We start from the raw sequence: 12726 nt of genomic DNA, 5'->3' as shown, positions 1-12726 counted from the left end.
CGGACGGCTCATCACGGCCTGTCCGCGGTCCCCGTCGTCGTCCCGGGACGGTCGCCGACCCCGGCGTCGCCGGTTGGCATCCACACGACCGTGCCGCGCTCGGGGTCGAGCCACCGGAGCGCCCGGACGATCGCCCCGTCGTCGGGGCCACAGACGCCGCGGACGGCGCGCGCGCCGGCCAGCCAGCCGCGGAGGTAAGCGGCGTCGGCCTCGCCGTCGTATCCGACGAGCGCGACGGCGGGGCTATCGGCCCGTCCGACGGCGTATCCGTCGATCCCGAAGACGAGATACGTCCGCACGGAGAAATCGTCGTCGACGACGTACAGCGCCTCGTGTTCGATCGGGTCGACGTACGCCTCCAGATCGACGAACGAAAGCTCCGTAGCGATCGGATCCGTCTCGACGGCGGTCCCGGGTGGCTCGCTCAGCCGTCCGCCCGCCGGCTCGAGCAACTCTTCGGCCCGCTCGCGTGCCCAGGCGTCGTCCGATCGGCCGCCGAAGGGCGTCTCGGAGGTGAGCGCCGCGGGATCGACCCGCCAGTGTGCGTAATGGAGGTCGTAGCCGTCCCTGTCGTATGCAACGAGGGTTCGATGGCCCATACGCCGCGTGGGCGCGTATTCGGTTATAAATCCGTGTCCGGAAGCGGGCCGGTTATCTCGATCGTGCGTCCGATCTCCCAAGAGCGGCGGCACGGACCCGAACGTTCTTTGGACTCCTATCGGAACGACGAACCGATGGAACCGAGCCAGTGTGAAGCCGTCCGATCCGTCGCTCCGGAGGGACCGTCCCGTCCGACGAGCGTGTCCGGTCCGAACGATCACCGGAGCGAGCCGAGGCGAGCGCGATGACGGAAGAATCGACCACAGAGGAACTCAGAGAGCGATTCGACGCCGGAAGCGCGCTCGGTACCTGGGTTTCGATCGGGCACCCGATGATCGTGGAAGCGGCCGCGAGAGCCGAGTTCGATTTCGTCCTCGTGGACACCGAACACACCGAGATGAGCCTCGAGACCGTGGCCGAACTCGTCCGGGCGGCGGCGGCCGCGCCCGGATCGCTCGGCGTGATCGTCCGGCCGGCCTGGAACGACCCGGTGCGGATCAAGCGGATCCTCGATCTCGGCGTCGACGGGATCATGGTCCCGATGATCGACACCGCGGAAGCCGCCGAGGAACTGGTGCGCGCGACGAGGTACCCGCCGGAGGGCGACCGCGGCCTCGCGTCCGGGCGCGCGACGGGGTACGGCCAGCGCTTCCTCGAGTACGTCGAGTCGGATCACCGGTCGCTGTTGACGATCGCCCAGATCGAGACGCCGACCGGCGTCGAAAACGCCGGCGACATCGCGAGGGTCGAGGGCATCGACGCGCTCTTCGTCGGCCCGGCCGACCTCTCTGCCTCGCTCGGCGTCTTCGGGGAGTGGGACGCGCCCGAACTCGAGGAGGCGATGGCCGAGGTCATCGAGGCGGGGGAAGCCCTCGATACCCCAGTCGGGACGATCGCCGTCCGGGGGGCCGACGTCGGGGACCACGTCGAGCGGGGGTTCGACTACCAGATCGCCGGCAAGGACATGACGACGCTCATCGAGGCCGGCGAACGGATCCGCGAGACCTACGAGACCGAACGCGAGGACCGCGAGTGAGCGGGAGCGACGGCGAACGAATCGCCGGGCTGATCGGTCACTCGTTCATCCAGACGCCGGACTGTGGCTCGTAGGGATCGGTGGGGATCTCGACGAGCGTCGCCCCGTCGCTTTCGATCGCGTCGGCGACGGTCGTCTCGATTTCGTCGGGGGTTTCGGCCCGCTCGACGTCGAGGCCGAGACCCTCGGCGACGGTCGTATACGAGACGGGAGTCTCTCCCCAGCCGTACTCGCCGTCGTCCATCCGGTAGCTCCGGCCGGCCTCCTCGCTGATGATCGCGTAGTCGCTGTTGTCGAGGACGACAACAGTCACGTCGATCGCCTCGTGTGCCAGAGTGTGCAGTTCGTGAAGACACATCAACAGCCCCCCGTCGCCGGTGAGTGCCACGACGTCCTGGTCGGGGTTGGCCAGTTTCGCCCCGATGGCGCCCGGCACGCCCGATCCCATCGTCGCCCACGATCCCGGCGTGACCCAATCGCGGGGTTCGTACGCCGGAAACGACACCAGCGCCCACAGCCGGAACCCGCCCGCGTCCGGGCTCACGACCGCGTCCCGGGGCGTGGCCTCCCGGATCGCATCCAGCGCCGCGACCGAGGTCAGCGGCGGTTCGGTCACGTCCCGCAGTTCCGCGAGCCGGCTGTCTATCGCTTCCCGCGTATCGGCGGCGCGCTCGGGGCCGGTCTCGCTCGCGATCGACCGTTCGGCCAAGGCGGCATCGAGCGCATCGAGCGTCCGGGCCGCGTCGGCGACGATCCCGACGGCCGGATCGTAGCCGGTGCCGATGTCGTCGGCCGCGAGCGTGACGTGTACCAGATCCTCGGGGATCTCGATCGACCAGTGGCGGAAGCTGACCGCGTCGAAGTCGGTGCCGACCCCCAGCGCCGCGTCGGCGTCGGCGATCAGTTCCTTCGTGGGGCGCCCGGCCCCGCCACAGAGTACACCTCCCATGAGTTCGTGTTCGTCGGGAAAGACGGCTTTGCCTTTGTACGTGGGGACGACCGGCGCCTCGAGCCGTTCGGCGACGGCCCGCAGTTCATCGCTCGCGTCGGCGGCCCGCACCCCGCCGCCGGCGACGATGATCGGCTTCGACGCCCCGGCGAGAAGCGTCGCCGCCGCCTCTACTTTCGTCTCGGGAACGCCGCCGACCGACGGCGGGTCGGTCTCGCCGCGCTCGGCGAGTTCGACGTCCATCGAGAGGAAGTTCTTCGGGATGCCGATCCGAACCGGCCCCTTCGGGGGGGTCCTCGCGGCGTCGATCGCCCGCTGGAGTTCCGCGACCGTACTCTGTGGCGTCTCGACGGTGATGTTCTCCTTGACGACGTTGTCGTAGGTGTCCGGCGGCGTCTCGTGGATCCCGTCGCCGCCGCGGATCTCCGGTTCGGTCTCGACGGCGACGTGGAGAAGCGGGGTACAGTCGTTCAACGCGTTCTTGAGCCCGTTCATCGCGTTCATATCGCCCGGACCGGGGATGACGACCGTCCCGGCCATCCCGCCGCTGGTTTCGGCGTACCCCCACGCCTGATGTGAGACGGCGGTCTCGTGGCGCGCCACGACGAACCGGATGTCGTCTCGCTCGCTGATCGCCTCGTTCAGCGGGAGCGACTGCTTGCCCGGAATGCCGAACAGGGCATCGATACCGTTCTCGGTCAAACAGTCGATGATCGCTTCGTTGACGTTCACACCCGTAGTGGGACGGAGGGGGGCCTAAAAATTACCCGTCCGACCGTCCCTCATACTGTCGGCTATAATTTCGTGAATATATCGCGTTACCGGGGAGCGAATATCTCCAAATAGCTATAGCCGACAGTATCAGGCGTACCCGTCGGGGAGATCGATTTCCCGGCGGGGGCCGAGCCCCTGTAAGACCTCGATCGCGGTCGTGAAGTCCCCCGCAGTGAGCTGGCCGAGGAACCGGCCGTCCTCGACGACGAGTATCCGGTCACCGCGCGCGGCGCTCATCGCGACCAGCGCCTCGAAGGCGTCGGCGTCGGGTTCGAGCGAGGGCGGCGCAGGCCCCATCACGTCGGCGACGGTCGTGGTCTCGCGGGCGTCGGGGGCGATCCCCCGGACCGATTCGAGCGTGACGAGACCGGTGACCGTGCCCCGATCCATCACGGGGTAGGCGGTCGTCCGGTCGGTGAGGACGCGATCGAAGAACTCCGCGACGGTCGTCTCCGGCGTGACGGTCCGGACGTCACTCGACATCAGCTCCCGGACGGTCATTCCACGGAGCAGATCCCGGAGAACGGTCGTCCGTGATTCCGCCCCGGCGGCGATGTAGACGAACATCGCGACGAGCAACAGGATGGGCGCGAACGCGAAGACCGCGAAGACCGCCATCAGGATCGCCATGAACTTGCCGACGGTCGCGGCGGTCTGGGTCGCCTCGGCGTACGGACGGTTGCGAGCAAGCAGTGCTCGAAGCACGCGACCGCCGTCCATGGGAAACGCCGGGAGCAGATTGAAGACCGCGAGCACCGCGTTGATCACGGCGAGCGAGCCGACGACGAAGAGAAAGACCGGCTGTGCGGGGACGACAAAGAGCAGCCCGTAACAGACCGCGGCGACGAGGACGCTCATCGCCGGGCCGGCCAGCGCGACGTAGAGTTCGACGTCCCAGTCCTCCGGGAGGTCCTCCATGTGGGCCATCCCGCCGAAGATCCACAGGGTGATCGAGCTGATCGTCACGCCGTACCGGCGGGCTGTCCAGGAGTGGCCGAGTTCGTGGAGCAACACGCCGACGAAGAGCCCGACGGCGGTCGCCGCGCCGGCGACGATCGGCGTCGAACCCGACTGGATCACGGCGATGTCGATGGCCTGCGGCGAGAGCTCGTTGACCACGTCGGTGTAGAACCCGAGCTGTTCCTCGCGGCTGATGAGCCACGCCAGAAGAGGCAGGAAGACGACGAGGGTGATGTTGAGCCGGATCGGAATACCGGTGATCCGGCCGATCTCGAAGCTACGCATGTTCCTCAGTCGTCGGCCGGCCGGAAAACGCTGCCGGATAATCGGGTTCCGCGACGGGTTAGTCGGTCGCCTCTGCCCCCGGCGCGTTCTGTTTGACGCTGTTGACTGCGTCCTCCGCCGCGCTCCGCGAGGAGTATCCCTCGCCGGAATCGGCGACGATGTTGCCGTTGCGGTGCCGGAGCCGCCAGCGATACTCGCCCGCCGCATCCTCGTAGAGTTCGAAGGAGGCCTGGCCGACGTCGAGAACGTCCGCCTCGGGGGCGTATCCCTGGACCCGTTCGATCGCCTCACGCGCGGATGACTTGCTGTTGTATCCCTCGCCGGAGTCGGCGATGATGTTCCCGTTGCGGTGCCGGAGCCGCCACCGGTACTCGCCCGCCGCGTCCTCGTACAGTTCGAATGTTGCCTTGCTCATTGTTGTTGGATCGGTTGGTCGGTCGGATTACTGTTCTTCGATGTCGGCCTCGCCGGCGTTATCGCGGACGCTGTCGACGCCCTGTCGTGCCTTCTGTCGGCTCGCATAGCCCTGCCCGGAGTCGGCCAGGATTTCGCCGTTCTGGTGGACGAGCCGCCAGCGGTACTCGCCCGCCGCGTCCCGATAGACCTCGAAGCCTGTCGGATCGATCCTGAGGTAGTCGGCGGCTTCGGCGTGCTTTCGGACGCTATCCATCGCCCGCCTGACGTTGCTTTTCGACGCGTAGCCCTCGCCGGAGTCGGCGATGATGTTCCCGTTGTCGTGGACCAGCCGCCAGCGGTACTCGCCCGCCGCATCCTCGTAGAGTTCGAACTCGGCCCGGCTCTCGATCTCTATCGGGTCGGTCTCGGTCTCCCCCTCGATGGTTTCCGGATCCTCGGGTTCGATCGTCATCACCGCCGCACCCAGGGCGTTCCGCATCACGCTGTGCATGCCCTGCTGGGCCTTCTGTCGGCTGGCGTAGGCCTCGCCGCTGGTGGCGATGATGTTGCCGTTGCGGTGCCGGAGCCGCCAGCGGTGGCCGCCACCCCTGTCCCGATAGATCTCGAATCGGGCCTTCGACTGCCGGAGCGCCTCGAGTTCGGCCTCGGCGGCCTCGGTCGCGGCCGCCGCCTCGTCGCGCTCTTCGCGTGCTGACTCGAGATCCGCTCCCAGTTCGGTCGTTCTCTCCTCGAGTTCCGCCTTTTCGGCTTCGAGTTCGGACCGCTCCGCTTTGTCCTGTTCCCGTGTTACCCGCTCGCTTTCGGTCTCCGTCTCCGCGCGAGAGAGCATCGGGACGACGATCAATGCGATCCCGATAGCCGCGAGCCCGACGGTGTAGAGCCCGATGACGCCCGTGTGACCGGTCGAGACGGGCCATCCACCGGCCGGGTACACCACGATAAACCACAGGACGGCGGCCAGACAGAGCACGACGCCGACACCGACGACCCTGGTTGCTAACTGTCGGAGGGGAAGCCGGATAGCAACCCCACCAAGCAACAGGGGAAAGCCCACCCCGATGAAGACACCGCCGATCTCGCGTAACAGCCAGTAAGTACCGCCCTCCGAGGCCGGTGGCCGCGGATACGTCCCGCTGTACATGAAGAACACGACGCCGACGACGCTGGCTACGAGTCCGAGCGCGAACAGCCAGTAGCCGTACACCTCGTCGTTCGTCGACGGTTCCGTGATTCGTTCGTTGTAAAACGCCACCAGGGTGTTTTCTTTCGTCGTATCTTGTGCCATAATACCATATTAATTTTTGATTATAATAAATCTTCACCTGAAGTGACATATAATATTCATTACAGAGGGATCGACGCTCGTTCTCCCGTCGGACAGATGTTTTACGCCGTCGGCCCGGAGCGGTTCCGATCGGGCGTATCAGCCGTTCTGTCGGGCGGGATAGCGGGTACGCGCACTCGATCCGACGGAACGGATATCGGTTCGCTTGGACGTCCGTCTTCTAGGAGACCGAGAGTCGCTTTCGATCGACCCTGCACAGATAGCTGTCGCTGTTCCGGCGTGATGTAAGCCGAAAACCGGGGTCGCGGCGGCGTTACTTGCCGCGGTTGTCGTTCGCGCGGACGCTCGGACGGGTGTGTTCGGTTCCCTTGCCGCGTTGCTGGAGCCCCCGACCGCGCTGGCCGGCGGAGGTCCGGCCCCGGTAGGCGCGGCCCCGCTGGCTGTCCGCACAGATCCAGCCCAGATCGTCGTCGTTTTCGATCGCCCCGTGTTCGGGATCCAGGAGGATCACTTCGAACCACTTCTGGGAGCCGTCCTCGCCGACCCAGTAGCTGTTCAGAACGCGGAGGTTCCGGAACTTCCGTCCGGCGCGCTCTTCGGCGATGCGCTGGAGGTTCTTCCGGCGGGTGATCTTGTTGACACCCTGCCGCTTCGAGCGGCGGCCGGCCTTGAACCGCTGTTTGCGGGCGCTGCCTTTCCGGATCGAGACGCGAGCGACGACGACGCCCTGCTTGGCTTTGTAGCCGAGCGAGCGCGCCTTATCCAGCCGCGTCGGGCGCTCGATGCGCTCGATCGATCCCTGGTCGCGCCACTCCTGTTGGCGCTGCCACTGCAGTTCCGCGAGCTTTCCTTCCTTCGGCGTCTTCCACGCCTCCCGGATGTGTGAGTAGAAGCTTCGTGCCATGGTTTCACCACGGGCGTTGTGTGGTTCAATTCCCGGGTGGGAATCACATCCCGACCTGTGTGGACAGGCGCCCGCTGGTGCCCGTCGTCCAGCGAGTTGTGACGGTTTTCACGACAACCGCGGTTAAGCGCTTCGAAACGCCGCGAACGGCGGATCGACGATCGAGCCCGACAGTAAGTTTAATAAGCATAGATGACACTTGTTTCAACTACATGACGCGGAGTACCGCACCCGAGTCCACCCTCGTCACCAGCGGTATCTCCGATAGCGCTACCGGTATCATCGGTATCATCGGTATTATTGGGGCTCCCCAGTAGCCCCACCAAAACACTACTTTTCGATCCGGCTCGAAACGCTCGATAACTAACCCTGTCGCCGGTGTTCCGGCGACGCCACGGACACCACAGACGGATGTCAAAACGAACGACCGCCCCCGAAGAACCGACCGACGAATCGCCCGGACGATCAGCCCCGACCGGCGCCGACGCCGCCATCGTGGCGCTCGAGGCCGCCGGCGTCGAACACGCCTTCGGCCTGCAGGGCGGTGCGATCATGCCCGTCTACGACGCGCTGTATCACTCCGACATCCAGCACGTCACGATGGGCCACGAGCAGGGCGCCGCCCACGCGGCCGACGCCTACGGGATCGTCTCCGGCGACCCCGGCGTCTGTCTGGCCACCTCGGGCCCCGGCGCGACGAACCTGGTGACGGGGCTCGCCGACGCCGACATGGACTCGGACCCGATGGTCGCGCTGACCGGACAGGTCGCGACGGACTTCCTCGGCCGGGACGCCTTCCAGGAGACCGATACCACGGGCGTCACGATGCCGGTGACGAAGACGAACTACGTGAGCACCGATCCCGACACGACCGGCCACACCGTGGGTGAGGCCTTCGCGCTCGCCCGGGAGGGGCGACCGGGACCGACGCTGGTCGACCTCCCGAAGGACGTCACGAAGGCCGACTCGGCGGGAGAGCCGGTCGGGCCGGAACTCCCCGACGGTTTCGACGTTCCGGACGCGGCCGACGGCGAAACCGTCGCGGAGGCGGCCGAGGCGCTGGCCGACGCCGAGCGGCCCGCGATCCTCTCCGGCGGCGGCGTCATCAAGGGCGAGGCGTGGGAGGAACTCCGGGCGTTCGCGACCGAGTACGGGGTTCCCGTCGTCACGACGATGCCGGGGATCGGATCGTTCCCGGAGGACCACGATCTGGCGATGGAGGTCGCCGGGATGCACGGCACCGGCTACGCGAACATGACGCTGCAACACTGTGACGTCATGTTGGCCCTCGGGACGCGCTTCGACGACCGGCTGACCGGCGGCGTCGAGACGTTCGCACCCGACGCCGAGATCGTCCACGTCGACATCGATCCCGCCGAGATCTCGAAGATCGTCCACGCCGATTACCCGCTCGTCGGCGACGCCGGGACGGTGCTGGATCAGCTCCACGACGCGATGCCGGCCGCGCCCGAGGCCGGCGAGTGGCGCCAACAGTGCCGGGAGTGGCGTGAAGAGTACCCGCTGGAGTACTCGGCCTCCGAGGACGAACCGGTCAAGCCGCAGTTCCTCGTGGAGGCGATGGACGAACTGACCCCCGACGACACGGTCGTCACGACCGGCGTCGGCCAACACCAGATGTGGGCGATGCAGTACTGGACGTACCGCCACCCCCGAACGTGGGTCTCCTCGCACGGGCTGGGGACGATGGGCTATGGGCTGCCGGCGGCGATCGGCGCCCGCTTTGCGGCCGACGACGACCAGTCGGTCGTCTGCTTCGACGGCGACGGCTCCTTTTTGATGACGCTACAGGAACTCTCCGTCGCCGTCCGGGAGGAACTAGACATCACGGTCGTCGTGCTCAACAACGCCGCCGTCGGGATGGTCAGACAGTGGCAGGACGCCTTCTTCGAAGGCCGTCGGATGGCTTCGGAGTACCCGTGGGTGCCCGGGTTCGACGTCCTCGCGGAGGGGTTCGGCGCCCGTGGGTTCCGGATCGAGACCTACGAGGAGGTCGACGAGACGCTCCGGGCGGCCTACGAGTACGACGGCCCCGCCGTCGTCGACGCCCACGTCGACCCCGAGGAGGACGTCTACCCGATGGTCCCAAGCGGCGGCGACAACACGAAGTTCGCGATGAACGAGGCCCAACTGGAGGAACTGTGAGATGAGCGGTGAAACCGGATATCCGGGCCCTCACGAGCGCGCCCAGCCGTCGGGCCGGCGGAACCCCGACGGGACGCGGATCGACATGGATGAGACGCCCCCCGACAGGGACGCCGACGAACGGCGGGCGGTGCTGACGACGGTCGTCAAAAACGAACCGGGCGTGACCGCCAAGATAACCGGGCTGTTCGCCCGTCGACAGGTCAACATCGAACGCATCGTCGGCGAGCCGATGGGCGACGGGACGCGTTCGCGGATCACGTTCGTCGTCGAACCACCTCACCCCGGCGTCGATCAGGTGAAAAGGCAACTCAAGAAGCTCCTGCCGGTCATCTCGGTCGAGGAACTCGATCTCGAAGCCGCCGAAGAGCTCACCGCCTCGGTTAACGAATCTTAAGACCCCTCGCGCCCGACGGAAGCGTCGTCAGTTGTCCGTCGATTCCACGCCACCGGAGAGCGCCCGGGGCCGGCGGGGACCGACCACCGAACCCTGATCGCTGGTCAAAACCGTTATGCGGTAGCAATGGCTGACCCGCCGGAACGATCCTTCTCGGAATCCGATGAGGAGATCATGCGTGCGACCTACCGTGCGCTTCGGGAGCACGGCTACGCCGATCTGACGATCAAACGCATCGCCGAGGAGTACGGGAAGTCGACGGCCGCCGTCCACTATCACTACGAGACGAAGGACGAACTCCTGGCGGCGTTTTTGGATTACATCCTCGATCGGTTCGTCGAGACGGTACGCGGCGTCGAGACGATCAACCCCGCCGAGCGGCTCGAGCTGCTTTTGAACAAACTGCTCGTCGAACCGGCGGAACACTACGATCTGCTCGTTTCGATGCTGGAGATGGAAAGTCAGGCCCCCTACAACGGGACGTTCCGCGAGCGGTTCCAGCAGAACGACGAGTACATCGGCTACATGCTCGAAACCGCAATCGAACGCGGGATCAAGGAGGGAACCTTCCCCGAAGTCGACGCCGAACACGTGGCGACGACGCTTTTGACGATCGCCAACGGTGCCCGAACCCGGGCGGTCGTTCTCGAGGACCTCGAGGCCCTCGGGACCGGCCGGCGGGCCGCCGAAGAGTACGTCGATTCGGTCCTCTCGGAAGGGAGTGAACGGGGAAGCTGATCGGAGATCGAACGGGCTGTTGTACCCAACCCGGTTGGCTGAACCGGGGGGTCTGGCGAGTTCCAGGAGTCGTCGGGCCGTCGGTGGAACCGAAACAGTAAAGCCCGAACTGACCGTTCGATAGCCAACGTGAGCGCTCCGTCAGCCGGTGCCGTCGGGGCTAGAGGCACTTCCCACCAGCGTAGGTGGCCCGGGGATTGCCGCCGAACGCGCGGACGATCGCCCGAGACAACCGGACGGGAGCACACACGACACACATGGACCACACCGAAATATCGAACGTCGTACTCGTCACGGTCGATTCGCTCCGGGCAGATGCGATCGGCGCCTACGACGAGAAACGTCACACGCCGGTCATGGACTCGCTCGCCGATCGCGGCGCCGTGTTCGATCGGGCCTTCGCGACCGGCAACTGGACGCCGTTTTCCTTCCCGTCGATGCTGGCCTCGCGGCCGGTGTTTGCGGATACGGGCCGGATCGGCGTCGACGGAACCCCGACGCTCGCCGAGACGCTTTCTGAAGCCGACGTCTCGACGGGCGGGTTCAACGCCGCAAACGGGTTTCTCACCTCACACTGGGGGTACGACGAGGGCTTCGACGAGTTCGAACCGTTCGTCGCCAGCGTCGGGTCCAGCATCTACAGCCGGTATCTCGCCACTCACCCGACGGTCGAGGCGTGGCTCCAGTTCGCGACCTCGCCCGTCCGGCGTCTGAGTTCGTGGCTCCGCGGGGAGAGCGACGACCGACCGTTCCTCGATACCTCCCGGATGTTCGACGTCGAACACGCCGCGAACTCGTTCATCGAGGAAACCGACGAACCGTTTTTCCTCTGGATCCACTACATGGACGCCCACACGCCGTACGTGCCGGCGCCACGGTACATCCGGGAGGTGTCATCGAACCTGCTCGGCACCCACCGGATGATCCACGCCCACACGCGAACCGGACTCGGATGGGAGGTCGGCGATCGGACGCTTTCGGACCTCCGGACGCTCTATCAGGCGGCGGTACGGCAGGTCGACGCGAGCATCGGTCGCCTTCTGGCGTCGCTTTCCGCGAGCGGCGTCAGGGACGAAACCGCGGTCGTTCTCGCGGGCGATCACGGCGAGGAGTTTCAGGAACACGGCCACCTCGCTCACTACCCGAAGCTGTACGGCGAACTGATCCGGGTGCCGTTCGTCGTCGACGTCCCCGGCGCCGACAGCCGCCGGATCGACGGGCAGGTGGGGCTCGATTCGATCCCGCCGACGGTGACCGACCTGCTGGGCGTCGAGGCGCCGGCGGAGTGGACCGGATCGACACTCGCGCCGACCGTCCGCGAAGGGGAACCCCCGGCCGACGAGCCGGTGGTCTCGGTGACGGTTCGCGGCGAAGAAGTGACGACACAGCCGATCCCCCGATCGCTGGAGGACGGCGATCTGGTGGTGAGCGTCCGCGATCGGGAGTGGACCTACATCGAGAACATCGATCAGGGGACCGAAGAGCTGTACTACCGCCCCGGCGATTCGGACGAACAGCGGGATCTATCGGACGGTGGGGACGCCGAACGGCGACGCGTGCTCGATCGGTTCGGCTCGATCGCCGACGGTCACGCGCGGCTGCTCCGGGCGGGACCCGACGGGGAGTCAGTTCGGGACCGGAGCCAGGACGTCGACGAGGACCTCGGACACCGGCTGGAGGCACTGGGCTACCGATAGATGCTCCGGGCGTTCCTCCGCAACCTCCTGAGCGGCGCGCTCGCGCTGCGGCTGCGGCGGTTCGTCCTCGTCGGCGCCGTCGCTGCCGGCACACAGATGCTGCTGCTTTGGATTTTCGTCGAACTCGCTGGCGTGAACTACATCCTCGGCGCCCTGATCGCCATCGAAATCACGATCGCCCTCTCGTACGTGCTCAACAACGCCTGGACGTTTCAACAGATACAGAACACCGGAACCGTCGGCTATCTCGTCGGGCTAGTCAAGACCAACCTCGTCCGCGGGACCGCGATCCCGATCCAGCTCTCGGTCCTTTTCGTGTTCGTAGAGTGGTTGCTCGTCCCGTATCTGCCGGCGAACGGCATCGCGATCGTGATCAGCGGCGTGTACCGGTACGTCCTGGACGCCCGGTGGACGTGGGGATAAAAGTAGCGATGCCGGTTCCGTCCCGTCACAGCGTCGAACCGCCGGTCCCCGGCCGACCCGCCGGGGAAACGAAAAACACACCCGACTCCGGGAAGGTT

10 protein-coding genes and 1 pseudogene are annotated in these 12726 nt (G+C 66.4%); 6 read left to right on the top strand and 5 right to left on the bottom strand.

All coding sequences use genetic code 11. The annotated features are described in order from the left end of the window. Positions 1-11: 11 nt before the first annotated feature. Positions 12-599: a DUF6735 family protein gene (locus tag KM295_RS05075; protein WP_256028802.1), complete on the bottom strand. Its 588-nt coding sequence runs from the start codon at positions 597-599 to the stop codon at positions 12-14. A 245-nt stretch (positions 600-844) separates the two neighbouring features. On the opposite strand from KM295_RS05075, the gene KM295_RS05070 reads away from it, so the two are divergent. Beyond that, positions 845-1636, top strand: coding sequence for an HpcH/HpaI aldolase family protein (locus KM295_RS05070; RefSeq protein ID WP_256028801.1), 792 nt, complete (start codon positions 845-847; stop codon positions 1634-1636). Between the two features lie 37 nt (positions 1637-1673). Here the strand turns inward: KM295_RS05070 and KM295_RS05065 are convergent, their stop codons facing one another. The 4 genes and pseudogenes from KM295_RS05065 to KM295_RS05050 all read right to left on the bottom strand — a co-directional run bounded on the left by KM295_RS05065 (position 1674) and on the right by KM295_RS05050 (position 7210). Then, positions 1674-3317 (bottom strand): thiamine pyrophosphate-binding protein, encoded by a 1644-nt coding sequence (locus KM295_RS05065; RefSeq protein ID WP_256028800.1) that lies wholly within the window; start codon positions 3315-3317, stop codon positions 1674-1676. Positions 3318-3446: 129 nt separating this feature from the next. Beyond that, positions 3447-4604, bottom strand: a complete 1158-nt coding sequence (locus KM295_RS05060; protein ID WP_256028799.1) for a site-2 protease family protein — start codon at positions 4602-4604, stop codon at positions 3447-3449. Positions 4605-4662: 58 nt separating this feature from the next. Then, positions 4663-6306: pseudogene (locus KM295_RS05055) on the bottom strand (HVO_2922 family protein). 313 nt (positions 6307-6619) lie between these two features. Then, entirely contained in the window at positions 6620-7210 is a 591-nt protein-coding gene (locus KM295_RS05050) for a 50S ribosomal protein L15e (RefSeq protein WP_256028798.1), read from the bottom strand. Between the two features lie 411 nt (positions 7211-7621). Here KM295_RS05050 and ilvB point away from each other — a divergent pair, with 411 nt between their 5' ends. The 5 genes from ilvB to KM295_RS05025 all read left to right on the top strand — a co-directional run bounded on the left by ilvB (position 7622) and on the right by KM295_RS05025 (position 12628). Beyond that, a complete protein-coding gene (gene ilvB / locus KM295_RS05045) occupies positions 7622-9373 on the top strand; it encodes a biosynthetic-type acetolactate synthase large subunit (protein ID WP_256028797.1) in 1752 nt (583 codons plus the stop codon). Between the two features lies 1 nt (position 9374). Next, entirely contained in the window at positions 9375-9770 is a 396-nt protein-coding gene (ilvN, locus tag KM295_RS05040) for an acetolactate synthase small subunit (RefSeq protein ID WP_256028796.1), read from the top strand. A gap of 126 nt (positions 9771-9896) precedes the next feature. After that, positions 9897-10508, top strand: coding sequence for a TetR/AcrR family transcriptional regulator (locus tag KM295_RS05035; protein WP_256028795.1), 612 nt, complete (start codon positions 9897-9899; stop codon positions 10506-10508). Positions 10509-10765: 257 nt separating this feature from the next. Continuing rightward, entirely contained in the window at positions 10766-12205 is a 1440-nt protein-coding gene (locus KM295_RS05030; protein ID WP_256028794.1) for a sulfatase, read from the top strand. Continuing rightward, complete coding sequence (locus KM295_RS05025; RefSeq protein ID WP_256028793.1) at positions 12206-12628, top strand: GtrA family protein; 423 nt, start codon at positions 12206-12208, stop codon at positions 12626-12628. The last annotated feature ends 98 nt before the right edge of the window (positions 12629-12726 follow it).

It is taken from the genome of Natronomonas aquatica (assembly GCF_024449025.1).
GTDB lineage: Archaea > Halobacteriota > Halobacteria > Halobacteriales > Haloarculaceae > Natronomonas > Natronomonas aquatica.
Note: the sequence above shows the minus strand (reverse complement) of the source record. Positions and strands in the feature narration are given on the sequence as shown.